At 53.7% G+C, this 24,141-nt stretch carries 29 protein-coding genes; 16 read left to right on the top strand and 13 right to left on the bottom strand.

The features are described 5' to 3' along the window. Positions 1 to 232: 232 nt before the first annotated feature. From lptF to mtgA, 5 genes are all read left to right on the top strand, one after another. Positions 233 to 1,333, top strand: coding sequence for an LPS export ABC transporter permease LptF (gene lptF, locus N2K86_RS19915; RefSeq protein ID WP_089597752.1), 1,101 nt, complete (start codon positions 233 to 235; stop codon positions 1,331 to 1,333). Then, positions 1,333 to 2,415, top strand: coding sequence for an LPS export ABC transporter permease LptG (lptG, locus tag N2K86_RS19910; protein WP_260659727.1), 1,083 nt, complete (start codon positions 1,333 to 1,335; stop codon positions 2,413 to 2,415). Before lptF ends, lptG begins: the two co-directional genes overlap by 1 nt. Positions 2,416 to 2,550: 135 nt before the next feature. Then, on the top strand, positions 2,551 to 4,884 hold the full coding sequence (arcB, locus tag N2K86_RS19905) for an aerobic respiration two-component sensor histidine kinase ArcB (RefSeq protein WP_260659726.1): 2,334 nt from the start codon (positions 2,551 to 2,553) through the stop codon (positions 4,882 to 4,884). Positions 4,885 to 5,115: 231 nt separating this feature from the next. Then, complete coding sequence (gene elbB / locus N2K86_RS19900; RefSeq protein ID WP_260659725.1) at positions 5,116 to 5,769, top strand: isoprenoid biosynthesis glyoxalase ElbB; 654 nt, start codon at positions 5,116 to 5,118, stop codon at positions 5,767 to 5,769. Beyond that, positions 5,766 to 6,491 carry a monofunctional biosynthetic peptidoglycan transglycosylase gene (gene mtgA / locus N2K86_RS19895; RefSeq protein ID WP_260659724.1) on the top strand — a complete coding sequence of 242 codons (726 nt, stop codon included), beginning with the start codon at positions 5,766 to 5,768 and terminating at the stop codon, positions 6,489 to 6,491. Before elbB ends, mtgA begins: the two co-directional genes overlap by 4 nt. A gap of 38 nt (positions 6,492 to 6,529) precedes the next feature. Here the strand turns inward: mtgA and npr are convergent, their stop codons facing one another. The 11 genes from npr to N2K86_RS19840 all read right to left on the bottom strand — a co-directional run bounded on the left by npr (position 6,530) and on the right by N2K86_RS19840 (position 14,449). Continuing rightward, positions 6,530 to 6,802: a PTS phosphocarrier protein NPr gene (npr, locus tag N2K86_RS19890; RefSeq protein WP_003861872.1), complete on the bottom strand. Its 273-nt coding sequence runs from the start codon at positions 6,800 to 6,802 to the stop codon at positions 6,530 to 6,532. Then, positions 6,799 to 7,653 (bottom strand): RNase adapter RapZ, encoded by an 855-nt coding sequence (gene rapZ / locus N2K86_RS19885; RefSeq protein WP_010436066.1) that lies wholly within the window; start codon positions 7,651 to 7,653, stop codon positions 6,799 to 6,801. The genes npr and rapZ overlap by 4 nt, the downstream gene beginning before the upstream one ends. Positions 7,654 to 7,698: 45 nt before the next feature. Further along, entirely contained in the window at positions 7,699 to 8,190 is a 492-nt protein-coding gene (ptsN, locus tag N2K86_RS19880; protein WP_010436064.1) for a PTS IIA-like nitrogen regulatory protein PtsN, read from the bottom strand. Between the two features lie 82 nt (positions 8,191 to 8,272). After that, positions 8,273 to 8,560, bottom strand: a complete 288-nt coding sequence (hpf, locus tag N2K86_RS19875) for a ribosome hibernation promoting factor (RefSeq protein ID WP_010436063.1) — start codon at positions 8,558 to 8,560, stop codon at positions 8,273 to 8,275. Positions 8,561 to 8,582: 22 nt separating this feature from the next. Beyond that, complete coding sequence (gene rpoN / locus N2K86_RS19870; RefSeq protein ID WP_260659723.1) at positions 8,583 to 10,016, bottom strand: RNA polymerase factor sigma-54; 1,434 nt, start codon at positions 10,014 to 10,016, stop codon at positions 8,583 to 8,585. A 47-nt stretch (positions 10,017 to 10,063) separates the two neighbouring features. Further along, entirely contained in the window at positions 10,064 to 10,789 is a 726-nt protein-coding gene (lptB, locus tag N2K86_RS19865; protein WP_260659722.1) for an LPS export ABC transporter ATP-binding protein, read from the bottom strand. A 6-nt stretch (positions 10,790 to 10,795) separates the two neighbouring features. Further along, the gene (gene lptA, locus N2K86_RS19860) at positions 10,796 to 11,350 is read right to left on the bottom strand and encodes a lipopolysaccharide ABC transporter substrate-binding protein LptA (RefSeq protein WP_260659721.1); all 555 of its coding nucleotides are present in this window, start codon (positions 11,348 to 11,350) and stop codon (positions 10,796 to 10,798) included. Beyond that, on the bottom strand, positions 11,319 to 11,894 hold the full coding sequence (gene lptC / locus N2K86_RS19855) for an LPS export ABC transporter periplasmic protein LptC (RefSeq protein WP_148401074.1): 576 nt from the start codon (positions 11,892 to 11,894) through the stop codon (positions 11,319 to 11,321). The genes lptA and lptC overlap by 32 nt, the downstream gene beginning before the upstream one ends. Then, positions 11,891 to 12,457 (bottom strand): 3-deoxy-manno-octulosonate-8-phosphatase KdsC, encoded by a 567-nt coding sequence (gene kdsC / locus N2K86_RS19850; RefSeq protein WP_260661733.1) that lies wholly within the window; start codon positions 12,455 to 12,457, stop codon positions 11,891 to 11,893. Before kdsC ends, lptC begins: the two co-directional genes overlap by 4 nt. Positions 12,458 to 12,471: 14 nt before the next feature. After that, a complete protein-coding gene (gene kdsD, locus N2K86_RS19845) occupies positions 12,472 to 13,458 on the bottom strand; it encodes an arabinose-5-phosphate isomerase KdsD (protein WP_010436053.1) in 987 nt (328 codons plus the stop codon). Between the two features lie 13 nt (positions 13,459 to 13,471). Continuing rightward, positions 13,472 to 14,449 (bottom strand): calcium/sodium antiporter, encoded by a 978-nt coding sequence (locus N2K86_RS19840; protein ID WP_010436050.1) that lies wholly within the window; start codon positions 14,447 to 14,449, stop codon positions 13,472 to 13,474. Positions 14,450 to 14,677: 228 nt separating this feature from the next. On the opposite strand from N2K86_RS19840, the gene mlaF reads away from it, so the two are divergent. The 7 genes from mlaF to murA all read left to right on the top strand — a co-directional run bounded on the left by mlaF (position 14,678) and on the right by murA (position 19,472). After that, positions 14,678 to 15,490, top strand: a complete 813-nt coding sequence (mlaF, locus tag N2K86_RS19835; protein ID WP_260659720.1) for a phospholipid ABC transporter ATP-binding protein MlaF — start codon at positions 14,678 to 14,680, stop codon at positions 15,488 to 15,490. Between the two features lie 7 nt (positions 15,491 to 15,497). Continuing rightward, positions 15,498 to 16,280, top strand: coding sequence for a lipid asymmetry maintenance ABC transporter permease subunit MlaE (gene mlaE / locus N2K86_RS19830; protein ID WP_010436044.1), 783 nt, complete (start codon positions 15,498 to 15,500; stop codon positions 16,278 to 16,280). A gap of 4 nt (positions 16,281 to 16,284) precedes the next feature. Then, complete coding sequence (mlaD, locus tag N2K86_RS19825; protein WP_260659719.1) at positions 16,285 to 16,833, top strand: outer membrane lipid asymmetry maintenance protein MlaD; 549 nt, start codon at positions 16,285 to 16,287, stop codon at positions 16,831 to 16,833. Positions 16,834 to 16,851: 18 nt separating this feature from the next. Beyond that, positions 16,852 to 17,487 carry a phospholipid-binding protein MlaC gene (gene mlaC, locus N2K86_RS19820; RefSeq protein WP_260659718.1) on the top strand — a complete coding sequence of 212 codons (636 nt, stop codon included), beginning with the start codon at positions 16,852 to 16,854 and terminating at the stop codon, positions 17,485 to 17,487. After that, entirely contained in the window at positions 17,487 to 17,780 is a 294-nt protein-coding gene (gene mlaB, locus N2K86_RS19815) for a lipid asymmetry maintenance protein MlaB (protein ID WP_260659717.1), read from the top strand. The genes mlaC and mlaB overlap by 1 nt, the downstream gene beginning before the upstream one ends. A 126-nt stretch (positions 17,781 to 17,906) precedes the next feature. Continuing rightward, the gene (gene ibaG / locus N2K86_RS19810) at positions 17,907 to 18,161 is read left to right on the top strand and encodes a BolA family iron metabolism protein IbaG (protein WP_010436035.1); all 255 of its coding nucleotides are present in this window, start codon (positions 17,907 to 17,909) and stop codon (positions 18,159 to 18,161) included. A gap of 51 nt (positions 18,162 to 18,212) precedes the next feature. Then, positions 18,213 to 19,472: a UDP-N-acetylglucosamine 1-carboxyvinyltransferase gene (gene murA, locus N2K86_RS19805; RefSeq protein ID WP_023309349.1), complete on the top strand. Its 1,260-nt coding sequence runs from the start codon at positions 18,213 to 18,215 to the stop codon at positions 19,470 to 19,472. A gap of 64 nt (positions 19,473 to 19,536) precedes the next feature. Here murA and sfsB read toward each other — a convergent pair whose 3' ends face one another. Continuing rightward, on the bottom strand, positions 19,537 to 19,815 hold the full coding sequence (sfsB, locus tag N2K86_RS19800) for a DNA-binding transcriptional regulator SfsB (RefSeq protein WP_260659716.1): 279 nt from the start codon (positions 19,813 to 19,815) through the stop codon (positions 19,537 to 19,539). 229 nt (positions 19,816 to 20,044) lie between these two features. Then, positions 20,045 to 21,016 carry an octaprenyl diphosphate synthase gene (gene ispB, locus N2K86_RS19795; protein WP_260659715.1) on the bottom strand — a complete coding sequence of 324 codons (972 nt, stop codon included), beginning with the start codon at positions 21,014 to 21,016 and terminating at the stop codon, positions 20,045 to 20,047. A gap of 257 nt (positions 21,017 to 21,273) precedes the next feature. Here ispB and rplU point away from each other — a divergent pair, with 257 nt between their 5' ends. The 4 genes from rplU (at position 21,274) to cgtA (ending at position 24,114) form a co-directional block, all read left to right on the top strand. Continuing rightward, the gene (gene rplU, locus N2K86_RS19790) at positions 21,274 to 21,585 is read left to right on the top strand and encodes a 50S ribosomal protein L21 (RefSeq protein ID WP_010436026.1); all 312 of its coding nucleotides are present in this window, start codon (positions 21,274 to 21,276) and stop codon (positions 21,583 to 21,585) included. A gap of 19 nt (positions 21,586 to 21,604) precedes the next feature. Then, positions 21,605 to 21,862: a 50S ribosomal protein L27 gene (gene rpmA, locus N2K86_RS19785; protein ID WP_004385076.1), complete on the top strand. Its 258-nt coding sequence runs from the start codon at positions 21,605 to 21,607 to the stop codon at positions 21,860 to 21,862. A 95-nt stretch (positions 21,863 to 21,957) separates the two neighbouring features. Further along, positions 21,958 to 22,923 (top strand): DMT family transporter, encoded by a 966-nt coding sequence (locus N2K86_RS19780; protein ID WP_260659714.1) that lies wholly within the window; start codon positions 21,958 to 21,960, stop codon positions 22,921 to 22,923. 15 nt (positions 22,924 to 22,938) lie between these two features. Beyond that, positions 22,939 to 24,114: an Obg family GTPase CgtA gene (gene cgtA / locus N2K86_RS19775; protein WP_029739622.1), complete on the top strand. Its 1,176-nt coding sequence runs from the start codon at positions 22,939 to 22,941 to the stop codon at positions 24,112 to 24,114. The last annotated feature ends 27 nt before the right edge of the window (positions 24,115 to 24,141 follow it).

The raw sequence follows: 24,141 nt of genomic DNA, 5'->3' as shown, positions 1-24,141 counted from the left end.
GCAGCTACGGATAGAATTGAAACCTTTCGTAACTCATGTCCGCGGTTGTGGTGACTTCGTGTTAATCTTACGTTACTACGGTTTCGGCACGTCATTAAATGTTCTGAAGCGCGAATCCGCCGGGTTTTTTAATCTTAGCGATGATTTCGACGACTCAAGAGAATAAATGACGTTTAAGCCATGAAACAAGCTAAATTCCTGCAAAAGACGAGTTTTAACGGGCGTATTTAAAGTGATAATCATAAGATATCTGGTGCGGGAGACGCTGAAGAGCCAACTGGCGATCCTCTTTATCCTTCTTCTGATCTTTTTCTGTCAGAAGCTGGTCAAGATCCTCGGCGCGGCGGTTGACGGTGAAATCCCAACAAATCTGGTGCTTTCTCTGCTCGGATTAGGCGTGCCTGAAATGGCGCAGCTCATTCTGCCGTTAAGCCTTTTCCTCGGTTTGCTGATGACGCTCGGTAAGCTGTATACCGAAAGTGAAATCACGGTGATGCACGCCTGCGGCTTAAGCAAAGCCGTGTTGGTGAAAGCGGCTATGGTGCTGGCGTTGTTCACAGGGATCGTTGCTGCCGTAAACGTCATGTGGGCAGGTCCGGCGTCATCTCGTCATCAGGACGAAGTGCTGGCGGAAGCAAAAGCTAACCCGGGGTTGGCCGCGCTGGCCCAGGGCCAGTTCCAGCAGGCCACCGACGGTAACTCCGTTCTCTTTATCGAAAGCGTTGACGGCAGCCGCTTTAACGATGTGTTTCTTGCTCAGTTGCGTACCAAAGGTAACGCCCGTCCTTCCGTGGTGGTCGCCGATTCTGGTCAACTGGCGCAGCGTAAAGATGGTTCCCAGGTTGTGACGCTGAACAAAGGCACGCGCTTTGAAGGCACCGCGATGCTGCGCGATTTCCGTATCACCGATTTCCAGAACTATCAGGCGATTATTGGTCATCAGGCCGTTGCGCTCGATCCGACGGACACCGAGCAGATGGATATGCGCACCTTAATCAACACCGATACCGACCGCGCGCGTGCTGAACTGCACTGGCGCATCACGCTGGTATTCACCGTGTTTATGATGGCGCTGATGGTGGTTCCGCTGAGCGTGGTGAACCCGCGTCAGGGACGCGTGCTGTCGATGCTTCCGGCCATGCTGCTGTATCTGGTGTTCTTCCTGCTCCAGACGTCAATTAAGTCCAACGGTGGCAAAGGGAAAATTGACCCGGTTGTCTGGACCTGGGTAGTGAATGGTCTGTATCTGCTGCTGGCGGTGGGCCTCAACTTGTGGGATACGGTGCCAATGCGTCGAATTCGTGCCCGGTTTACGCGTAAAGGAGCCATCTAATGCAGGCATTTGGCGTTCTTGACCGCTATATCGGTAAAACGATTTTTACCACCATCATGATGACCCTGTTCATGCTGGTGTCGCTCTCCGGCATTATCAAGTTTGTCGATCAGCTGAAAAAAGCCGGGCAGGGGAGTTACGACGCGCTGGGTGCGGGGATGTATACCCTGCTCAGCGTGCCAAAAGATGTGCAAATCTTCTTCCCGATGGCGGCCCTGCTCGGTGCGCTGCTGGGGCTGGGGATGCTGGCGCAGCGTAGCGAACTGGTGGTGATGCAGGCTTCCGGCTTTACCCGTATGCAGGTTGCGCTGTCCGTCATGAAAACCGCGATCCCACTGGTGTTGTTGACCATGGCGATTGGCGAGTGGGTGGCGCCGCAGGGCGAACAGATGGCGCGTAACTACCGTGCTCAGGCCATGTACGGTGGCTCTCTACTCTCAACGCAGCAAGGTCTGTGGGCGAAAGACGGTAATAGCTTCGTCTATATCGAGCGCGTGAAAGGTGATGACGAACTGGGCGGTGTGAGTATTTACACCTTTAACGATGAACGTCGTTTGAAGTCTGTGCGTCACGCCTCCTCTGCAAAATTTGATGCTGAACACAAACAGTGGCGTCTCTCTCAGGTGGATGAGTCTGACCTGAAAGATCCGAAACAGATCACCGGGACGCAGACGGTTTCCGGTACCTGGAAGACCAACCTGACGCCGGACAAGTTGGGCGTGGTTGCGCTGGATCCTGATGCGCTCTCTATCAGCGGCCTGCATAACTACGTGAAGTATCTGAAGTCGAGTGGACAAGACGCCGGGCGTTATCAGCTCAATATGTGGAGCAAAATTTTCCAGCCGATGTCTGTCGCGGTCATGATGCTGATGGCGCTGTCGTTTATCTTCGGTCCTTTGCGTAGCGTGCCGATGGGCGTGCGCGTCGTGACCGGGATCAGCTTCGGCTTTGTGTTCTACGTTCTCGACCAGATCTTCGGTCCGTTGACGCTGGTTTACGGTATCCCGCCGATTATCGGCGCGTTGCTGCCAAGCGCCAGCTTCTTCCTAATCAGCCTCTGGCTGCTGCTAAGACGTTCCTGATTGATCTCTCCTCGCTTCCGGTTTGCCGGAAGCGAGGCTAATCTCCTGTTTCACCCCGCACTTTTTCTCACAACCTTCAACGCCCCGACGCGAATTTGAGTATTATTGAGCGATAACGTCGTGAAGGGATCCCCTATGAAGCAAATTCGAATGCTGGCCCAGTATTACGTCGACCTGATGATGAAGCTCGGGCTGGTACGTTTCTCCTTACTGCTGGCGCTGGCGCTGGTCGTTCTGGCGATTGTCGTGCAAATGGCCGTGACCATGGTTCTGCACGGTCAGGTTGAAAGCATCGACGTGATCCGCTCTATTTTCTTCGGCCTGTTGATCACGCCGTGGGCGGTCTATTTCCTCTCCGTGGTGGTTGAGCAGCTGGAGGAGTCTCGCCAGCGTTTATCAAAACTGGTGGATAAGCTGGAAGAGATGCGCGAGCGAGACCTCAAGCTTAACGTCCAGCTCAAGGATAATATTGCGCAGTTGAATCAGGAGATTTCGGACCGCGAGAAGGCTGAAGCTGAACGTCAGGCTACGCTGGAGCAACTGAAAATCGAGATGAAAGAGCGCGAAGTGACGCAGATCCAGCTCGAACAACAATCCTCTTTCCTGCGCTCCTTCCTGGATGCCTCGCCGGATCTGGTTTTCTATCGTAACGAAGATAAAGAATTCTCCGGCTGTAACCGCGCAATGGAGCTGCTGACCGGCAAAAGTGAAAAACAGCTGGTTAACCTCAAACCGCAGGATGTCTATTCCGAAGAAGCGGCTGCCAAAGTGATGGAGACGGATGAAAAAGTCTTCCGCCACAACGTGTCGCTCACCTATGAACAGTGGCTGGATTATCCCGACGGTCGTAAAGCCTGCTTTGAGATCCGCAAAGTGCCGTATTACGACCGCGTTGGAAAACGTCATGGTCTGATGGGCTTTGGCCGTGATATCACCGAGCGTAAGCGCTATCAGGATGCGCTGGAACGCGCCAGCCGCGACAAGACCACCTTTATCTCAACCATCAGCCACGAACTGCGTACGCCGCTGAACGGCATCGTTGGGTTGAGCCGCATTCTGCTCGACACCGACCTGACCGGCGAGCAGGAAAAATACCTCAAAACGATCCATGTCTCGGCGGTCACGCTGGGCAATATCTTCAATGATATTATTGATATGGATAAGATGGAGCGCCGTAAGGTGCAGCTTGATAACCAGCCGGTGGATTTCACCGGTTTCCTGGCTGACCTGGAGAACCTCTCCGGCCTGCAGGCCCAGCAAAAAGGGCTGAGCTTTGTGATGGAGCCCACCCTGCCGCTGCCGCATAAAGTGGTCACAGACGGCACGCGCCTGCGTCAGATCCTGTGGAACTTGATCAGCAACGCCGTGAAGTTTACCCAGAAGGGGCGGGTTGCGGTGCGTATTCGCTATGACGAAGGGGACATGCTGCACTTCGAGGTTGAAGACTCGGGTATCGGCATTCCGCAGGAAGAGCAGGATAAGATCTTTGCCATGTATTACCAGGTAAAAGACAGCAACGGCGGTAAACCGGCGACCGGGACCGGTATTGGTCTGGCGGTGTCGAAACGTCTGGCGAAAAGCATGGGCGGTGATATCACGGTTGCCAGCCATCCGGGCAAAGGTTCAACCTTTACCCTGACGGTGCATGCGCCCGCGGTGGCTGAGGAGGTTGAAGATACCTTTGATAACGACGATATGCCGCTGCCCGCTCTGCATGTTCTGCTGGTGGAGGACATTGAACTGAACGTGATTGTGGCGCGTTCCGTGCTGGAAAAACTCGGTAACAGCGTGGATGTGGCGATGACCGGCAAAGCGGCGCTGGAGATGTTTACGCCTGGCGAGTATGACCTGGTCCTGCTGGATATTCAGCTTCCGGACATGACCGGGCTGGATATCTCCCGTGAGCTTACGCGCAAATATGCTGCCGATGAGTTGCCGCCGCTGGTGGCGCTGACGGCAAACGTACTGAAAGACAAAAAAGAGTACCTCGATGCCGGTATGGATGATGTGCTCAGCAAGCCGCTGGCGGTGCCTGCCCTGACCGCCATGATCAAGAAGTTCTGGGATACCCGTGATGAAGAGGAGAGCACCATGACGTCTGTTGATAGCGCGAAAGCACACACACTACTCGATACCGCGATGCTGGAGCAGTATATCGATCTGGTGGGGCCAAAACTGATTACCGATGGTCTGGCGGTATTCGAAAAAATGATGCCGGGTTACTTGAGCGTGCTTGAGTCCAACCTGACGGCGCGCGATCGGAAAGGTATCGTTGAAGAGGGGCATAAAATCAAAGGTGCGGCCGGCTCGGTAGGGCTACGCCATCTTCAGCAACTGGGTCAACAGATTCAATCGCCTGATTTACCCGCATGGGAAGATAATGTTGGTGAATGGGTTGAGGAGATGAAACAAGAGTGGCAAAACGATGTGGCGGTGCTGAAAGCCTGGGTAGAAGCCAGAAAAAAATGACCCCGGCTTAACCGGGGTGCGCGAATACTGCGCCAACACCAGGGAAATCGTGGCTGCGCCTGATTTTTCGTGTTGTTTTCGCTTGGACGCCGCCTGAATATTGAGGCCGCACGCAGATAAGATAGCAAATCTTAAATGGTTTGTTACATGAATCAGTGAAATGTGTGAAGCATAGCGGTTTAATCAGAATTTTTAATGTGCTTCAGCATGTTGCAAAGAAGGAACGTCATAATGAAAAAGATTGGTGTCGTGCTGAGTGGTTGTGGTGTTTACGACGGTTCTGAGATACATGAAGCCGTACTAACGCTGCTGGCATTATCTCGTCAGGGCGCTGAAGTGGCCTGCTTCGCGCCGGAAAAAAGCCAGGCGGATGTGATCAACCATCTTACCGGCGAGCCGATGGCTGAAACGCGTAACGTCCTGATTGAAGCCGCGCGTATCGCCCGGGGCGCTGTCCAACCCCTGGCCCAGGCTGATGCCTCAACGCTGGATGCGTTGATCGTGCCGGGTGGCTTTGGCGCAGCCAAAAATCTCAGCACCTTTGCTTCGGAAGGGGCAGAGTGCCATGTCGATCCCGATTTAAAACGGCTCGCCCAGGCGATGCATGCAGCAGGCAAGCCGCTGGGTTTCATCTGTATTGCCCCGGCCATGCTGCCCCGGATCTTTGACTTTCCGCTGCGCCTGACTATCGGGACCGATATTGATACCGCTGAGATCGTCGAAGATATGGGCGGCGAGCATGTTCCTTGTCCGGTGGATGATATTGTGGTCGATGAAGACAACAAGATCGTCACCACGCCCGCCTATATGCTGGCGCAATCCATCGCTGAAGCAGCCACGGGCATTGATAAGCTGGTGGACAGAGTGCTGGTGCTCTCGCAATGAGCCGTAAATTTGCTGCGGGTACGTGGATAAAACGTACCCTGTTGCGCGCTGTGCTTGTACTGGCCGTCTTCTGGGGCGGCGGGATCGCTTTATTCAGCATTCTGCCGGTACCCTTTTCCGCTGTGATGGTTGAGCGCCAGCTCAGCGCGTGGTTGACCGGTGATTTTGGCTATGTCGCCCATTCTGACTGGGTAAGCATGGATGAGATATCACCGTTCATGGGGCTGGCCGTGATTGCGGCAGAAGATCAGAAATTCCCGGAGCACTGGGGTTTTGACATGACAGCCATCGAGAAGGCGCTCGCCCACAACGAGCGTCACGAAAATCGCGTGCGCGGTGCGTCTACGTTGTCGCAGCAGACGGCTAAGAACCTGTTTTTATGGGATGGTCGAAGCTGGGTGCGAAAAGGGCTGGAAGCGGGGTTGACCCTGGGGATGGAAACGGTCTGGAGTAAAAAGCGTATTCTCACTGTTTACCTGAACATCGCAGAGTTTGGTGACGGGGTTTTTGGTGTTGAAGCTGCATCACAACGCTATTTTAATAAGCCTGCCCGCAAACTGAGTATGTCCGAAGCGGCGCTGTTAGCGGCTGTTCTGCCTAACCCTATCCGCTTTAAGGCCAGTGCGCCGTCAGGGTACGTGCGAAGCCGTCAGGCGTGGATCATGCGTCAGATGAGACAGTTGGGGGGAGAAGGGTTTATGCAGCGTAATAATCTCATGTAGGGCGAGTAAGCGTAGCGCCACCCGCCTGACTAGCAGACTTAATCTTCGTCAAACCCGGCATTAAACAGGGCAATTACCGCCGCCAGCGCTTCCTCTTCCTGGGGGCCGGTGGCCTCGACTTCAATCTGGCGACCTTTCGCTGAGTCCAGCATCAGCAGCGCAATGACGCTATTCGCTTCAGCTTCAGTGCCTTCGTCATTGCGCAGCAGAACTTCTGCATCGAAACCTTGCATCAGTTCAAACAATTTCATTGCCGGGCGTGCATGCATGCCCAGCTTGTTGGTGATCTCAACGGTTTGTTTTACGGTCATGTTTTACGTTTTTCCAGCGTGCGATGACGGGACTGAACGTTCTTTCCGCGTGAGCGGAAGTAGTCGGCCAGCTGTTCGGCGATATAAACCGAACGATGTTTACCGCCGGTACAGCCAATCGCTACCGTCAGATAGCTACGATTGTTTGTCTCCAGCATAGGTAACCATAGCTCAAGGTAGCTTCGCGTCTGGTAGATAAAATTGTGAACTTCTGTGTGTCTGTCGAGGAAGGCCGCCACGGGCTTATCCAGACCGGTCATTGGACGCAGTTTGGGATCCCAGTGCGGGTTCGGCAGGAAGCGCACGTCGAAAACATAATCCGCATCGATAGGAATACCGTGCTTAAAGCCGAAGGATTCAAACACCATCGTCAATTCACGCTCGCGTTTACCCAGCAAACGGGTTCGCAGCATTTCCGCCAGTTCGTGCACGGACATTTCAGAGGTGTCAACAATCAGGTCGGCCCGGGAGCGCAGCGGCTCCAGCAGATCGCTCTCTTCGTCGATGGCACTTTCCAGCGAAAGGTTTTTACTGGAAAGCGGGTGCAAACGACGGGTATCGCTGTAGCGACGGATCAGGGTGTTACGATCGGCATCAAGGAACAACAGCTGAGGCGAGAAGCACTCAGGCAGATTGCTCATGGCCTGCTCAAAGACCTCAGGTGATTCTGGCATGTTACGGACATCGATACTGACGGCGGCAGAAATTTGTCTGTCCGCAAGCGTCCGCGCCAGATCGGGCAACAGCACCACCGGCAGGTTATCTACGCAGTAAAAACCCATATCTTCCAGCGCACGCAGGGCGACGGATTTCCCCGACCCCGAGCGACCGCTGACGATCATCAGCACCATGTTCCGTTTCTCCTCAGGACAACAGATGTGAAGGCCATCTCCCGGTTACGCATCATCCTGATTGCCTTCTGCTTCAGTGATAATCTGGAAGAGCTCCTCATCACTTTGCGCTGAACGCAGTCGACGGCAAATGGTTTTATCGGCCAGGCGTTTAGCGACCAGCGACAACGTATGCAGATGGGTCTTTGTCTGGTCTGCTGGCACCAGCAGCGCGAAGAGGAGATCGACGGGTTGGTTATCGATAGCATCAAAGGCAATGGGTGTTTCAAGCTGCACAAACACGCCGACGGCACGCAAGGTGTCTTCTTCGAGTTTGCCATGCGGGATCGCGATGCCGTTGCCAATGCCGGTACTGCCCATTTTTTCACGGGTCAGGATCGCTTCGAACACGACCTGAGGTGGCAGGCCCAGCTGTTTTGCAGCCAGCTCACTGATGATCTCCAGCGCACGTTTTTTGCTCTGGCAGTGAACGCCACTGCGGGTACATTCCTGGTTAAGGACATTGCTCAGTTGAAGAGCCGAATCGTTGTTCATCATAATTTCACCTAAGCGCTAACTGTACAAATGGCCTGTTGTGTCGCACAACAGGCCGTCCTGCACCCGTTAACTGCCCGGACAATTAGTGTTGTTTCAGTTTATCTTTATGTTTATTGAGCTGTCGCGCAAGCTTATCAATCAAGCCGTCGATAGCCGCGTACATGTCTTGCCCTTCCGCACTGGCATGGAGTTCACCCCCGTTAACGTGCAGGGTTGCATCCGAGATATGAGTCACTTTCTCCACTTTCAACACAATATAGACCTGATTGATCCTTTCGAAATACTGTTCGAGCTTTGCGAACTTTGTGTTCAGAAACTCACGTAAGGCCTCAGTAATCTCGACGTTGTGTCCTGTGATGTTGAGCTGCATAGTGTCTTCCTTATCGGTTGTGTCAAACCAGTTGTTTACGCTGGTTAGACGGCGGAATGGATAAAGACTCTCGATACTTCGCAACAGTACGACGTGCCACCATAATACCCTGGTCGGACAGCATGGTGGTTAACTTACTGTCACTCAGTGGCTTCGCGGGGTTCTCCGCGGCGATCAACTTCTTCACCAGCGCGCGAATGGCCGTTGACGAGGCTTCGCCTCCGCCTTCGGTATTCACATGACTGGAGAAGAAATACTTAAGCTCAAAAATACCGCGTGGACTGTGCAGATACTTCTGCGTGGTCACGCGAGAAATGGTTGATTCATGCATCTCGACGGCCTGGGCGATGTCCGCCAGTACCATCGGTTTCATAAACTCTTCGCCCTGCTCAAAAAAGGCCTGCTGTTGTTCAACAATACAGCGGCTAACGCGCAGCAGCGTGTCATTTCGACTTTCCAGACTTTTGATCAACCAGCGTGCTTCCTGCAAATTGCTACGAATATATTGATTATCGGAGTCATTGCGCGCGCTGGTGCACATGGAGGCATACTGCTGGTTGATTTGCAGGCGAGGAATGCTGTCTGAGTTCAGCTCGACCACCCAGCGACCATTGTGTTTTCTGACTAACACATCCGGAATGACATATTCCGGTTCGCTGGTCTGGATCGACTGGCCGGGACGCGGATCGAGAGACTGGATCAGATTCACCGCCTCTTTCAGCACCTCTTCTTTCAGACGCGTGACGCGCATCAGGGTGCGGAAATCGTGATTCGCCAGCAGATCCAGATGATCGCTGATGATTAAGCGGGCTTCTTCAATCCACGGCGTCTCTTTGGCGAACTGCGACAGCTGGATCAGCAGGCAATCGCGGAGATCTTTCGCGGCCACACCGACCGGGTCGAAACGCTGAATGCGCTTCAGAACCGCTTCGATCTCTTCGAGTTCGATCTCGTCGTCGCCGATACTTTCCAGGATGTCGTCCAGGGTTACGGTTAAATAACCCGTATCGTCAACGGCATCGACAATCGAGGTCGCAATCGCGCGGTCGGTATCGGAGAAGGGGGTGAGCTCCACCTGCCACATCAGGTAATCCTGTAGCGACTGGGTGGTTTCACCCTGATAAACCGGTAGCTCGTCGTCCTGGTAGTCTGCACGCGTGCCGGAAGGGGTTCCGGCGGTGTAGATTTCATCCCAGCTGGCATCCAGCGGCAGCTCGTCCGGCATCTCTTTTTGTTCGAGCGCATCAGCGGTGTCGAGCGCTTCAGTGTCCTGCGTTTGCTGGGTTTCTACCTCGTCATGAAGATCGGTTTGCTCCAGCAACGGATTGCTGTCCAGCGCTTGCTGGAGCTCCTGCTGGAGTTCTAACGTGGACAGCTGCAACAGACGTATCGCCTGCTGTAGCTGCGGCGTCATCGCCAGTTGTTGGCTGAGCCTTAATTGCAAACCTTGCTTCATGTTCAGAGCATTTTTCTCCGGTTCGGCGTTACGTTACCTCTACCCTATCAGAGTCTGAAGTCTTCCCCAAGGTACACGCGCTTAACATGCTCATCTTCGAGGATTTGCTGCGGTGTACCGTGGGCAATCAGATGGCCCTGGCTCACTATGTAGGCGCGTTCACAGACGGCCAGCGTTTCACGGACGTTGTGGTCGGTGATCAGCACGCCAAGCCCGCTGTCGCGCAGGTGTTCGATAATGCGTTTGATATCAATAACGGAGATCGGGTCAACGCCCGCGAAGGGTTCATCCAGCAGGATGAATTTCGGGTTGGCGGCCAGCGCACGTGCAATCTCGACACGACGACGCTCACCCCCGGACAACGCCTGACCGAGACTGTCGCGAAGATGTTCGATATGAAACTCTTCCATCAGCTCGTTAGCGCGGTCGGTGCGCTGCTCGCTGGTCAGGTCGTCACGGATCTGCAGCACGGCCATCAGGTTATCGTAGACGCTCAAACGACGAAAGATTGAGGCTTCCTGCGGCAGGTAGCCGATACCACGGCGCGCGCGCGCGTGCAGCGGCAGCAGGCTAATGTCTTTATCATCAATGATGATGTTGCCGGCATCACGCGGCACAATGCCCACCACCATGTAGAAGGTGGTGGTTTTCCCTGCACCGTTAGGGCCAAGCAAACCCACAATTTCGCCGGAGTTGACGGTCAGGCTGACATCTTCAACGACACGGCGGCCCTTATACGCTTTCGCGAGGTTTTTTGCAGTTAATGTTGCCATAACGAATTAGTTACTCTTCTTTTGTGTCGGAGCCTGGCCTTTGCCTTTATCCTGCAGCTGCGATGGAACCAGCACGGTGGTGACGCGTTTGCCTTTCTCGCTGGAGGCCTGCATTTTCTGCTCTTTGACCAGATAGGTGATCTTGTCGCCGGTAATATTGCTGTCCAGCTGCTCCAGATAGGCGTTACCGGTCAGGATGACCAGATCCTTCGCCAGTTCATAATGCATATGCGACGCGCGGCCTTTCACCGGTTTGCCGTTGTCCTGCATCTGGTAGAACGTGGCAGGGTTACCATAGCCATCAATAATCTCTTTGCCCTGCTCGCCGCCCGGACGGGTAACGACCACTTTATCGGCGTTAATTTTGATGGTGCCCTGGGTCATCACGACGTTACCCGTGAAGGTGACGACGTTACCTTGCATATCAAGGGACTGCGTGTCGGATTCGATATGAATCGGCTGTTCGGTATCGCCAGTCACAGCAATCGCGGGAAGACTGGCCGCCAGCAGTGCGCTGGCGATAATGGCTTTAAGGCTGAGTTTGTTTGTTTTGAATTTCATAGGAGGTTCTAACCTTTTCAATCAGCTCGGCGTTTTTGCTGCGTAAGTTCCCGCGCATTCTTAAACCGCTGGAATTAAATGTTGTGCCATACAGTGTGACCAAATCCTGCGAGGTCACGTCCTGGGTCACCAGGTTGATCTGGGCGTTATCCGTCGTAATTTTGCGCAGTTGAGAGTCAGCGGTCAGGGCGTTGACTTCAACGTGGCCGTACAGATAAAGCATACGGTCATTTGTCAGTTTTGCCCGGTCTGACTTAATTGACCATGTCGGGGTTTTGTCAGTATCAAAGGTGGTCATCACCGGTTGGGTAAACCACGAGATACCGTCATCGGAAAAATATTCCACATGCTGGGCAATCAGGCGATAGTTCAGCGCACCTTCAGGGCTATAAACTACCGTATCACTGTGATCGCTTTTATAGGTTGGATCGCTCGTATTAACGACTTCTGTTTGTGCATCATCACGGTCGGCAAGGTTCACGCCAATCAGTACCAATGCGACAAGCGAAAGCAGAATGATAACCCAACGTCTGGTTTTACTCATATCGATTGCCCTTTGGCCTCATCAAGCTTGCCCTGCGCGAGCAGAAGCAGATCGCAGACTTCACGGACCGCCCCACGTCCACCGTTGATACGGGTGACGTAATCCGCGCGTGGGAGAAGCAGCGGGTGTGCGTCAGCAACGGCTACGCTCAGACCCACTTCCGCCATCACCGGCCAGTCGATCAAATCATCGCCAACATAGGCCACGTTCTCAGGTGCGATTGCCAGCTTCGTCAGCAAATCGTTAAAGGCGACCATTTTGTCTGACTGCCCCTGATACAAATGGGTAATGCCCAGCGTTTCGCAGCGGTCTTCTAAAAGTTTAGCTTTCCGTCCGGTGATAATAGCAACTTCAATGCCGGACGTGAGCGCGCAACGAATGCCGTACCCGTCGCGAACGTTAAATGCTTTCAGCTCTTCGCCGCTATTGCCCATATAAATCAGGCCATCGGAGAGCACGCCATCCACATCAAGGATCAACAGACGGATGTTTTCCGCCTTTGCCATCATGTGCGCGCTTACCGGACCATAACAGGTTGCAAGGGATGCACCCGCATTACTCATTGTCTTATCCTTCATTACACTACGCCTGCGCGCAGAAGATCATGCATATGTACCACACCCAGCAACTGGTCGCCATCGGCAACCATCACTGCGGTAATATGACGGGACTGCATCAGGTTCAGGACATCCACCGCAAGGATGCCAGGACGCACGCGAATTCCGCCTGGCGTCATGACGTCTGCGATACCCAATGTGCGAACGTCCACGCCCATATCGAACACCCGGCGCAAGTCGCCATCGGTGAATATTCCCTGAATTTTCATCAGATCGTCGCACACCACCGTCATACCCAGATTTTTACGGGTAATCTCCAGTAACGCATCGCGCAGGGAAGCCTCTTTGCTAACGTGAGGGATCTCATCGCCCGTGTGCATAATATCGTTGACCCTGAGCAGCAGCTTACGGCCCAGCGCACCGCCTGGGTGAGAAAGCGCAAAATCTTCAGGGGTAAAACCACGGGCTTCAAGCAGCGCAACGGCAAGGGCATCGCCCATCACCAGTGCGGCCGTCGTGCTGGAGGTTGGCGCAAGGCCAAGCGGGCAGGCTTCTTTGGGCACTTTTACACACAGATGAATATCCGCCGCACGCGCCATGCTGCTTTCCGGGCGGCTGGTCATGCAGATAAGCGGGACCTGTAGTCTCTTTAGCACCGGGATGAGGGCCAGGATCTCATTGGATTCACCGGAATTCGACAATGCGATAACCACGTCCTGCGGGGTGACCATCCCGAGGTCGCCGTGCGCGGCTTCCCCTGGGTGCACAAAGAACGATGACGTTCCCGTGCTGGCAAAGGTCGCCGCCATTTTGCGTCCAATGTGGCCGGACTTGCCCATTCCCATCACCACGACTTTACCGGCACAGTAGAGTATCTTCTCACATGCCAGACTAAAATCCTGATTAATGTACTGATCTAACTGCGCCAGACCTTCACGTTCAATCTCCAGAACCTCTTTTCCTGCTTTCTGAAAGTCAAAACCCGGCTGCAATTCTATTTGCGACATAATGCGTTTCCGTTTACCCAGAGAGAAGCGGCGAGAGCCAGTACAGCATCGCCATCCATACGATAAATCCACCTGTCAGCAGTGCGCCTGCGCCTTTGCCAATTTGTCGTTGCCGCCGCCAGCAGAGCAGGGCAAATATGACGCTGACAAGCAACATCACTCCGTAATCGCGCGTGAACGCCATCGGGTTAAACGGCCCCGGTGAGATCAGGGCTGGCAGGCCCGTCACGATCGCGATATTGAAAATATTCGAGCCGATGATATTACCAATGGCGATATCATCTTCACCTTTGCGCGCGCCCGCGATGGCGGTGGCCAGCTCAGGCAGACTGGTACCGATAGCAATCACCGTCAGGCCGATTGTCAGTTCGCTCATGGCGAAATAGTTTGCCAGCACCGTCGCGTTATCGACGACCATGCGCGTTGCCATCGGCATAATGATCAGCGCAACGCCCAGCCACAATAACGCCACAGGTAGCGTACCTTCACGCGGGAGTTCGGCAACCTGTTCTCGGGTCAGGCTGTCGTGCCCCTGTTTTTCTGCCTGACGGGCGATTTTAACACTATACAGCAGCCATATCCCGGCGAGGGCGAGCAAGAAAATGCCATCATCGTAGCTCAGCACCCCGTCATACAGCACATAGCCCGCCAGCAGACTTACGATTAACATTAGCGGCAATTCGCGGCGCAGAACATCGGAATGCACGCGAAATGGGTGCAGCAATGCGGCTAAACCCAAAATCAGTAGAATATTGACGATGTTAGAGCCAATCGCGGTGCCAATCGCAAGGTCTGTCTGGTCATGGAGCGATGCCGTGACAGAGACGATAATTTCAGGGAGTGAGGTACCGACGCTAACAACCGTCATTCCGATGACGAGAGGGGGAACGCCAATCAGGCGGCACAAAATTGATGCGGCAAACACTAAACGGTCAGCACTGTAGACCACCAAAAGTAAACCAATTATTAACAGTGCTGTTGCTAAAAGCATCAAAAGTCCTTTCTTCAGGTATACTTGCCGGTCCACCGCGCAGGAATTGTTGGCGCTGCATACAGCCTGAGTCGTAACGAATTCCTAATTTTGACTTTATGCGCCGGAAAAGTAAAACAAATGCCAGCTTTCGCTAACCTCTACAGGCAATATTCTGTAAAAATGTGGCGTTTAGGGCTGATTTAAGCCTCATGCTTAGCCTGAGGCAGGGTAAGAAAGGAACCATAAATGAGCCAAACGATGGCGAATTTAGTCGATGTCCGCGGTGTCAGTTTCTCTCGCGGCAACCGATTGATATTTGATGATATTTCGCTGACCGTGCCGCATGGCAAAATCACCGCCATTATGGGCCCGTCAGGGATCGGTAAAACGACGTTGCTGCGTCTTATTGGGGGGCAAATTCCCCCTGACGGCGGCGAAATCCTCTTCGATGGCGAGAACGTCCCGGAGATGACGCGCTCGCGTCTTTATACCGTTCGCAAACGCATGAGCATGCTTTTTCAGTCGGGAGCTTTGTTCACGGATATGAACGTCTTTGACAACGTGGCGTACCCGCTGCGTGAACATACCCATCTGCCGCCCGAACTGCTGAAAAGCACCGTCATGATGAAGCTTGAAGCTGTTGGCCTGCGGGGCGCGGCGAAATTGATGCCGTCTGAACTCTCTGGCGGTATGGCGCGCCGTGCCGCGCTGGCGCGTGCGATTGCGCTTGAACCCGATTTAATCATGTTTGACGAACCGTTTGTGGGACAGGACCCAATCACCATGGGCGTGCTGGTGAAGTTAATTTCTGAATTAAACAGCGCGCTGGGCGTAACCTGCATCGTGGTGTCTCACGATGTACCGGAAGTGTTGAGCATTGCCGATTACGCCTACATCGTGGCGGACAAAAAGATCGTCGCACACGGTAGCGCTCAGGCGCTGCAGGAAAATTGCGATCCGCGGGTGCGGCAGTTCCTCGACGGTATTGCAGATGGCCCTGTGCCGTTCCGCTACCCGGCTGGCGACTATCGTGACGATTTACTGGGAATAGGGAGTTAAGCCACTCATGCTGCTAAATGCGTTGGCTGCGCTCGGACACCGTGGCATAAAAACCATCAGGACGTTCGGGCGTGCCGGATTGATGTTATTCAACGCGCTGGTCGGCAAGCCGGAATTCCGCAAGCACGCGCCTTTGCTGGTGCGGCAACTCTATAATGTCGGCGTGTTGTCGATGCTGATCATCATCGTGTCCGGTCTGTTTATTGGTATGGTGCTTGGGTTACAAGGTTACCTGGTGCTGACAACCTACAGTGCGGAAACCAGCCTCGGGATGCTGGTAGCGCTCTCGCTGCTGCGTGAGTTGGGGCCGGTTGTTGCTGCGCTGCTGTTCGCCGGACGCGCGGGCTCTGCCTTAACGGCAGAAATCGGGTTGATGCGCGCTACCGAGCAACTTTCCAGTATGGAAATGATGGCGGTCGATCCGCTGCGTCGCGTCATCTCACCGCGTTTTTGGGCGGGAGTGATTTCGTTACCGCTGCTGACTATCCTCTTTGTGGCGGTCGGTATCTGGGGCGGGTCGTTGGTCGGCGTGCACTGGAAAGGTATTGATGCCGGTTTCTTCTGGTCCGCGATGCAGGACGCCATCGACCTGCGGATGGATCTGGTGAACTGTCTAATCAAGAGCGTGGTCTTTGCCATTACGGTCACCTGGATTGCGTTATTCAACGGCTATGATGCTATTCCAACCTCGGCAGGCATCAGCCGTGCAACGACACGTACCGTCGTTCATTCGTCGCTGGCCGTACTGGGTCTGGATTTTGTGCTCACCGCACTGATGTTTGGGAATTGAGTTCATGCAAACGAGAAAAAATGAAATTTGGGTTGGCGTATTCCTGTTACTGGCACTGCTGGCGGCCCTGTTTATCTGTCTGAGAGCGGCGGATATCACCTCTGTACGCACCGAGCCGACGTATCGCGTTTATGCCACCTTCGATAATATCGGTGGCCTGAAGGCACGCTCACCGGTTCGTATTGGCGGCGTGGTGATTGGACGCGTATCAGACATTACGCTGGATGAGAAAACCTATCTGCCGCGCGTGGCGATGGATATTGAAGAGCGTTATAACCACATTCCCGATACCAGCTCGCTCTCCATCCGTACCTCCGGTCTGCTTGGCGAACAATATCTGGCTCTTAACGTGGGCTTTGAAGATCCTGAGCTGGGAACGACTATCCTTAAAGACGGTAGCGTGATCCAGGATACGAAGTCCGCGATGGTGCTGGAAGATATGATTGGTCAGTTCCTTTACAACAGTAAAGGGGATGATAAAAAGTCTGACGCTGCCCCTGCGCAGAATGAAGACCCTACCAATGTTGCGCCGACCCCTGGTGCTGCGAATTAATTTCAGGAGAAGTCATTCATGTTTAAACGACTGCTAATGGTTGCCATGCTGGTCATTGCCCCTCTCACTGCGGCACAGACTGCAGATCAGAGCAACCCGTACAAACAGATGGACGCGGCCGCGAAGAAAACCTTCGATCGTCTTAAAAACGAACAGCCGAAGATTCGTGCTAATCCTGATTACCTGCGTGATGTGGTCGATCAGGAACTGTTGCCGTATGTGCAGATCAAATATGCAGGTGCACTGGTACTGGGCCGTTACTACAAAGATGCGACCCCTGCACAGCGTGAGGCTTACTTTGCTGCGTTTCGTGAATACCTGAAACAGGCTTACGGCCAGGCCCTGGCGATGTACCACGGCCAGACCTACCAGATTGCGCCTGAACAGCCGCTGGGCGATGCCACCATCGTGCCTATCCGGGTGACGATTAACGATCCTAACGGCCGTCCGCCGGTTCGTCTGGACTTCCAGTGGCGTAAAAACAGCCAGAGTGGAAACTGGCAGGCGTATGACATGATTGCCGAAGGGGTGAGCATGATCACCACCAAACAGAACGAGTGGAGCGACCTGCTGCGCACCAAAGGCATTGATGGCCTGACCGCACAGCTGCAGTCTATCTCTCGTCAGAAAATCACCCTGGACGAGAAGAAGTAATGTCGCAGCAACTGAGCTGGTCGCGTGAAGGCGAGACGTTAAAGCTGTCGGGTGAGCTCGATCAGGATCTACTGAATCCGCTGTGGGATAAACGCCATGAAGCGATGCAGGGCGTGACGCTGATTGATTTAAGCGATGTCTCGCGGGTCGATACGGCGGGTGTTGCGCTGCTCACCCATCTGATCGCAGTGGGTAAAACGCCGGGAGCAAGCGTCAGGCTTCACGGCGCGAGCGATAACGTCATGACCCTGGCGCAGCTTTATAATCTGCCTCAGGACGTTTTACCGCGCTAATATTTTCAGTGCGTTACTTCTGAAAGCCCTGGCTGTTTCATCGTCGGGGCTTTTTGCTTGTTTAAGACGACGCTACTTTGCTCTAAGATGTTGGGCTTGTTTTCACTATCAGATGATATAGACCCCATGGAAAATAATGAAATCCAGGCAGTGCTGATGAATGCACTCACCCTTCAGGAAGTCCACGTCTCTGGCGATGGCAGTCACTTCCAGGTTATTGCTGTGGGTGAGATCTTTGACGGGATGAGTCGTGTGAAGAAACAGCAGGCTGTCTATGCGCCGCTGATGGAATACATTGCGGATAACCGCATCCATGCCCTGTCGATTAAAGCGTTCACACCGCAAGAGTGGGCACGCGATCGCAAACTAAACGGTTTTTGAGCTGAGGGCGAGACGCCCGCAGCACGGTTGAATTTATAAGAGAGCAATTACATGGACAAATTTCGTGTACAGGGGCCAACGCGTCTCCAGGGCGAAGTCACAATTTCTGGCGCAAAAAATGCTGCGCTGCCAATCCTCTTTGCTGCATTGCTCGCGGAAGAGCCGGTAGAAATTCAGAACGTACCTAAGCTGAAAGATATCGACACCACCATGAAGTTGCTCACCCAGTTGGGCACGAAAGTCGAACGTAACGGCTCCGTCTGGATCGACGCCAGCAAGGTGAACAACTTCTCTGCCCCTTACGATCTGGTGAAAACCATGCGCGCATCCATCTGGGCGCTTGGCCCGCTGGTGGCGCGTTTCGGTCAGGGTCAGGTTTCACTGCCGGGCGGCTGCGCCATCGGCGCGCGTCCGGTTGACCTGCATATCTTTGGTCTGGAGAAACTGGGCGCAGAGATCAAGCTGGAAGAAGGTTACGTCAAGGCGTCCGTCAATGGCCGTCTGAAAGGTGCGCACATTGTCATGGACAAAGTGAGCGTTGGCGCAACCGTCACCATTATGTCTGCGGCAACGCTGGCAGAAGGCACGACCATCATTGAAAACGCCGCACGTGAACCGGAAATTGTGGATACCGCAAACTTCCTCGTAGCGCTGGGCGCGAAGATTTCCGGCCAGGGGACTGACCGTATTACCATCGAAGGCGTTGAACGCCTGGGCGGCGGTGTCTATCGCGTTCTGCCGGACCGTATCGAAACCGGTACCTTCCTGGTTGCTGCGGCGATCTCTGGCGGTAAGATTGTTTGTCGCAACGCACAGCCTGATACCCTGGATGCGGTGCTGGCTAAACTGCGCGATGCGGGTGCGGATATCGAAATCGGTGAAGACTGGATTAGCCTTGATATGCACGGACAGCGTCCAAAAGCCGTTAATGTGCGTACTGCACCGCATCCAGCGTTCCCGACGGACATGCAGGCTCAGTTTACGCTGTTAAACCTGGTCGCCGAAGGCACAGGTTTCATCACTGAAACCATCTTCGAGAACCGCTTCATGCACGTACCGGAACTCATCCGTATGGGCGCTCACGCTGAGATCGAAAGCAATACGGTCATTTGCCACGGCGTGGAAAAACTGTCTGGTGCGCAGGTGATGGCAACCGATCTTCGCGCGTCTGCAAGCCTGGTGCTGGCGGGTTGTATCGCGGAAGGGACGACCATTGTTGACCGTATCTACCACATCGATCGTGGCTATGAGCGTATCGAAGACAAACTGCGCGCGCTGGGTGCCAATATCGAGCGTGTGAAAGGCGAGTAATCGTTCTTGCACCCCCCTGGCCTGTAAAGGCCGGGGGATTGCTGATGATGTCAAAATGGCAGTGTTACTCCGACTGCGCCTTCTTCTGGCGTATCGTGCGCGTTCTGTCGATAAATTCGTGAGTTATGGGGTCGTGATAGCGTGACGGCCAGATGATCCACGGGTGCGTTTCCAGCGCCGTCGCAATAATCAATTCCCCCTTCGGCCACGGGCGAGTCAATGCGTTTGCCAGCGTCGATGAGCTCAACCCGTTACGGCGCGATTCCGCTGCCAGTGATGTCCCTTTTTTGCGCAGTGCCGCAATAATATCAGCTGAGTGCCAGTCGATCAGTTTCATATCCATAAAGCTGTCCTTGTGTTCGTTTTCACCCACGCCATTTCTCCTGAAATGACAGGGCTACTATACCTTCTTCGAACATGTGTTCTAAAAAGTTCGCGTTACTGGAAGCAATATTCAGAATATGACATGGCTTTATTCATGCGGGATGTAAGCCGATGATTTAACATGATTATGGAATTTATTGGTGCTTATTGGAATCTCCCCATGTGGCCACGGGGAGAAGGAGGAAGGATTAACGATCGCGCTGAACGGCGATGTGGGCAAGGCCAATCAGCGCGTCACGCCACGGGCAGTCCGGAATCACCTGAAGTGCTTCGATGGCTTTGTCTGCCTCTTCTTCAGCACGCTGACGCGTCCATTCCAGCGATCCGCAGAGTGCCATTGTTTCCAGTACAGGTTCCAGAAGATGGCGACCGTTTCCTTGCTCGATCGCTTCACGGATCAGTTTCGCCTGCTCGGGGGTTCCGTGACGCATAGCATGGAGCAGCGGCAGCGTTGGTTTGCCTTCGTTCAGGTCATCCCCAACGTTTTTGCCGAGCGTTTCGCCATCGGCGCTGTAGTCCAGCAAATCATCAATCAACTGGAAGGCAGTCCCCAGATAACGGCCATAATCCTGAAGCCCTTTTTCCTGGGCTTCAGTGCAGCCAGCAAGGATACCAGAGCATTGAGCCGCCGCTTCAAACAGGCGCGCCGTCTTGCTGTAAATCACGCGCATGTAGTTTTCTTCAGTGATGTCCGGGTCGTTAACGTTCATCAGCTGCAGGACTTCACCTTCAGCGATAACGTTTACCGCTTCAGACATCACTTCCAGCACTTTCAGAGAGCCGAGGCTGGTCATCATCTGGAAAGCACGGGTATAGATGAAATCCCCCACCAGAACGCTGGCTGCGTTGCCAAATGCTGCGTTTGCGGTTGCTTTGCCACGGCGCATGTCTGATTCATCCACCACGTCATCATGCAGCAGCGTGGCTGTGTGGATAAATTCGATCAGGGCCGCAATCGTGACGTGGGCATTTCCCTGATAGCCAACGGCGCGAGCGGCCAGAATGGCAATCATCGGGCGAATGCGTTTACCGCCGCCGCTAACGATGTAATAGCCCAACTGATTGATCAGCTGAACATCAGAGTTGAGTTGCTCCAGGATTGCTGCATTTACACCCGCCATATCTTGCGCGGTTAACTCGTTGATTTTTTCTAAATTCATCGCAAAAGCCGGGCTTTTTATCCTGTTTATCCCACGGAGTGTGGGTTCACAAAGGGTTTCGGTTTATCAATAGTATCGCTGATTGTACTGAAAAAACGGCTCAGATAAACGTTACCGTACGTGTTGTGTTTTTTTTCTTCATGTATTGATGGTAGCACTTGTCAAAGGCTCGCGTTTTGCGTAATATTCGCGCCCTATTGTGAATATTTATAGCGCACTCTGATTCATACGAGGATGTGCGCGGAAGCGGAGTTTATATGTACGCGGTTTTCCAAAGTGGTGGTAAACAACACCGAGTAAGCGAAGGTCAGACCATTCGCCTGGAAAAGCTGGACATCGCAACTGGCGAATCTGTTGAATTCGCTGAAGTTCTGATGATCGCAAACGGTGAAGAAGTCAAAATCGGCGTTCCTTTCGTTGATGGCGGCGTGATCAAAGCTGAAGTTGTTGCACACGGTCGTGGCGAGAAAGTTAAAATCGTTAAGTTTCGTCGTCGTAAGCACTACCGTAAGCAGCAGGGCCACCGTCAGTGGTTCACTGATGTGAAAATTACTGGCATCAGCGCCTAAGACCTGAGGAGAGATTTAAATGGCACATAAAAAGGCTGGCGGCTCCACACGTAACGGTCGCGATTCAGAAGCTAAACGCCTTGGCGTTAAGCGTTTCGGTGGCGAATCCGTTCTGGCGGGTAGCATCATCGTTCGTCAACGTGGTACCAAATTCCACGCTGGCAACAACGTAGGTTGCGGTCGTGACCACACTCTGTTTGCTAAAGCAGACGGTAAAGTGAAATTTGAAGTTAAAGGCCCGAACAACCGTAAATACATCAGCATCGTTGCTGAGTAAGGTTTTCTCGGTCCGGTAACGGATTAAAGCCCCGCAACGTGTTGCGGGGCTTTTTACATTGGAAACCCGGAAAATTTTCTGTAGGGAAAACGGGCATGAAGCAGCAGGCCGGCATGGGTATTCTTTTGGCGCTCACCACCGCAATGTGCTGGGGTGCGCTGCCAATTGCAATGAAGCAGGTACTGGACGTGATGGAGCCGCCGACGGTAGTGTTTTATCGCTTCCTGATGGCAAGCATTGGCCTCGGTGCCATTCTGGCGATCAAAGGTAAGCTTCCACCGCTGCGTCTCTTCCGAAAGCCGCGCTGGCTGGTTTTACTGGCTATCGCGACGGGCGGTCTGTTCGGCAACTTCATCCTGTTTAGCTCCTCCCTGCAATATCTCAGTCCCACGGCGTCGCAGGTGATCGGCCAGCTTTCACCGGTCGGCATGATGGTCGCCAGCGTCTTTATCCTTAAGGAGAAGATGCGCGGAACGCAGATTATCGGGGCGAGCATGCTGCTCTGTGGTCTGGTGATGTTTTTCAACACCAGCCTGGTTGAGATTTTCACCCGCCTGACGGATTACACCTGGGGTGTGATTTTCGGTGTCGGGGCAGCAACGGTCTGGGTGAGTTATGGCGTCGCACAAAAGGTGTTATTGCGTCGTCTGGCCTCACAGCAGATCCTCTTTTTATTGTACACTTTGTGTACAGTAGCATTACTGCCGTTAGCAAAGCCGGGTGTGATTACTCAGCTTAGCGACTGGCAACTGGCGTGCCTCATCTTTTGTGGGCTGAACACGCTGGTCGGTTATGGTGCGCTGGCTGAGGCAATGGCGCGCTGGCAGGCAGCGCAGGTGAGCGCGTTAATCACGCTGACTCCGCTGTTTACGCTGTTATTTTCAGATTTGTTATCAATGGCCTGGCCCGATGTCTTCGTCAAGCCGATGCTCAACTTGTTGGGTTATCTCGGTGCGTTTGTCGTGGTTGCGGGTGCGATGTATTCCGCCATTGGTCATCGTCTCTGGGGGCGTTGGCGCAAAAATGAAGCGGTCGTAGTAGTCCCCCGCTCAGGCGAATGAGTTACGGAGAGTAAAATGAAGTTTGTTGATGAAGCGACGATTCTGGTCGTGGCAGGTGATGGCGGTAACGGTTGTGTAAGCTTCCGCCGTGAAAAATATATTCCTCGTGGCGGCCCTGACGGCGGTGACGGTGGCGATGGTGGTGACGTGTGGCTGGAGGCGGATGAAAACCTCAACACGCTGATCGACTACCGTTTCGAAAAATCTTTCCGTGCCGAGCGCGGCCAGAACGGCCAGAGCCGTGACTGTACGGGTAAGCGTGGTAAAGACGTCAACATCAAGGTTCCGGTCGGTACGCGAGTGATCGACCAGGGTACCGGTGAAACCATGGGTGATATGACCAAACACGGTCAGCGCCTGCTGGTTGCTAAAGGTGGCTGGCACGGTCTGGGTAACAGCCGTTTTAAATCATCGGTTAACCGTGCTCCGCGTCAGAAAACCATGGGGACACCGGGCGACACGCGCGAGCTGCAACTGGAGCTGATGCTGCTGGCTGACGTCGGTATGCTGGGTATGCCTAACGCCGGTAAATCGACGTTTATCCGTGCTGTATCAGCCGCGAAGCCAAAAGTGGCGGATTATCCGTTTACGACGCTGGTGCCAAGCCTGGGCGTTGTCCGTATGGACCACGAAAAGAGCTTTGTTGTCGCTGATATCCCTGGTTTGATCGAGGGCGCAGCAGAAGGCGCAGGACTGGGTATTCGCTTCCTGAAACACCTTGAGCGCTGCCGCGTATTGCTGCACATCGTTGATATTAATCCAATCGATGAGTCCGATCCGGTCGAAAACGCCCGTATCATCATCGGCGAACTGGAAAAATACAGCGAAAAACTCGCAGGTAAGCCACGCTGGCTGGTCTTCAACAAGATCGACCTGATGGATAAAGCCGAAGCTGAAGCAAAAGCGAAAGCCATTGCGGAAGCGATGGGTTGGGAAGATAAATATTACCTGATCTCTGCGGCAAGCCAGGTCGGCGTGAAAGACCTCTGCTGGGATGTGATGACCTTTATCATCGAGAACCCAATCGTTCAGGCAGAAGAGGCGAAACAGCCTGAAAAAGTCGAATTCATGTGGGATGACTACCACCGCCAGCAGCTCGAAGAGCTGGAAGCGGAAGACGATGATGAAGACTGGGACGATGACTGGGATGAAGACGACGAAGAAGGCGTTGAGTTCATCTACAAGCATTAATACCTGAAAGAAGCCCCGCTAAGGGGC

Source organism: Enterobacter mori (assembly GCF_025244905.1).
Taxonomy (GTDB): domain Bacteria; phylum Pseudomonadota; class Gammaproteobacteria; order Enterobacterales; family Enterobacteriaceae; genus Enterobacter; species Enterobacter mori_A.
This window is presented reverse-complemented; position numbering and strand designations above follow the sequence as displayed.

What these genes read in the sequence shown, in the direction of transcription:
- murA (WP_023309349.1), top strand. Translation starts at nt 18,213, where the DNA reads ATGGACAAATTTCGTGTACAGGGGCCAACGCGTCTCCAGGGCGAAGTC.
- arcB (WP_260659726.1), top strand. Translation starts at nt 2,551, where the DNA reads ATGAAGCAAATTCGAATGCTGGCCCAGTATTACGTCGACCTGATGATG.
- mlaE (WP_010436044.1), top strand. Translation starts at nt 15,498, where the DNA reads ATGCTGCTAAATGCGTTGGCTGCGCTCGGACACCGTGGCATAAAAACC.
- sfsB (WP_260659716.1), bottom strand. Translation starts at nt 19,815, where the DNA reads ATGGATATGAAACTGATCGACTGGCACTCAGCTGATATTATTGCGGCA.
- ibaG (WP_010436035.1), top strand. Translation starts at nt 17,907, where the DNA reads ATGGAAAATAATGAAATCCAGGCAGTGCTGATGAATGCACTCACCCTT.
- lptB (WP_260659722.1), bottom strand. Translation starts at nt 10,789, where the DNA reads ATGGCAACATTAACTGCAAAAAACCTCGCGAAAGCGTATAAGGGCCGC.
- kdsC (WP_260661733.1), bottom strand. Translation starts at nt 12,457, where the DNA reads ATGAGTAATGCGGGTGCATCCCTTGCAACCTGTTATGGTCCGGTAAGC.
- cgtA (WP_029739622.1), top strand. Translation starts at nt 22,939, where the DNA reads ATGAAGTTTGTTGATGAAGCGACGATTCTGGTCGTGGCAGGTGATGGC.
- rapZ (WP_010436066.1), bottom strand. Translation starts at nt 7,653, where the DNA reads ATGGTGCTGATGATCGTCAGCGGTCGCTCGGGGTCGGGGAAATCCGTC.
- N2K86_RS19780 (WP_260659714.1), top strand. Translation starts at nt 21,958, where the DNA reads ATGAAGCAGCAGGCCGGCATGGGTATTCTTTTGGCGCTCACCACCGCA.
- rplU (WP_010436026.1), top strand. Translation starts at nt 21,274, where the DNA reads ATGTACGCGGTTTTCCAAAGTGGTGGTAAACAACACCGAGTAAGCGAA.
- N2K86_RS19840 (WP_010436050.1), bottom strand. Translation starts at nt 14,449, where the DNA reads ATGCTTTTAGCAACAGCACTGTTAATAATTGGTTTACTTTTGGTGGTC.
- kdsD (WP_010436053.1), bottom strand. Translation starts at nt 13,458, where the DNA reads ATGTCGCAAATAGAATTGCAGCCGGGTTTTGACTTTCAGAAAGCAGGA.
- npr (WP_003861872.1), bottom strand. Translation starts at nt 6,802, where the DNA reads ATGACCGTAAAACAAACCGTTGAGATCACCAACAAGCTGGGCATGCAT.
- mlaC (WP_260659718.1), top strand. Translation starts at nt 16,852, where the DNA reads ATGTTTAAACGACTGCTAATGGTTGCCATGCTGGTCATTGCCCCTCTC.
- rpmA (WP_004385076.1), top strand. Translation starts at nt 21,605, where the DNA reads ATGGCACATAAAAAGGCTGGCGGCTCCACACGTAACGGTCGCGATTCA.
- lptA (WP_260659721.1), bottom strand. Translation starts at nt 11,350, where the DNA reads ATGAAATTCAAAACAAACAAACTCAGCCTTAAAGCCATTATCGCCAGC.
- mlaB (WP_260659717.1), top strand. Translation starts at nt 17,487, where the DNA reads ATGTCGCAGCAACTGAGCTGGTCGCGTGAAGGCGAGACGTTAAAGCTG.
- rpoN (WP_260659723.1), bottom strand. Translation starts at nt 10,016, where the DNA reads ATGAAGCAAGGTTTGCAATTAAGGCTCAGCCAACAACTGGCGATGACG.
- ispB (WP_260659715.1), bottom strand. Translation starts at nt 21,016, where the DNA reads ATGAATTTAGAAAAAATCAACGAGTTAACCGCGCAAGATATGGCGGGT.
- mtgA (WP_260659724.1), top strand. Translation starts at nt 5,766, where the DNA reads ATGAGCCGTAAATTTGCTGCGGGTACGTGGATAAAACGTACCCTGTTG.
- lptC (WP_148401074.1), bottom strand. Translation starts at nt 11,894, where the DNA reads ATGAGTAAAACCAGACGTTGGGTTATCATTCTGCTTTCGCTTGTCGCA.
- ptsN (WP_010436064.1), bottom strand. Translation starts at nt 8,190, where the DNA reads ATGATGAACAACGATTCGGCTCTTCAACTGAGCAATGTCCTTAACCAG.
- hpf (WP_010436063.1), bottom strand. Translation starts at nt 8,560, where the DNA reads ATGCAGCTCAACATCACAGGACACAACGTCGAGATTACTGAGGCCTTA.
- mlaF (WP_260659720.1), top strand. Translation starts at nt 14,678, where the DNA reads ATGAGCCAAACGATGGCGAATTTAGTCGATGTCCGCGGTGTCAGTTTC.
- elbB (WP_260659725.1), top strand. Translation starts at nt 5,116, where the DNA reads ATGAAAAAGATTGGTGTCGTGCTGAGTGGTTGTGGTGTTTACGACGGT.
- mlaD (WP_260659719.1), top strand. Translation starts at nt 16,285, where the DNA reads ATGCAAACGAGAAAAAATGAAATTTGGGTTGGCGTATTCCTGTTACTG.
- lptG (WP_260659727.1), top strand. Translation starts at nt 1,333, where the DNA reads ATGCAGGCATTTGGCGTTCTTGACCGCTATATCGGTAAAACGATTTTT.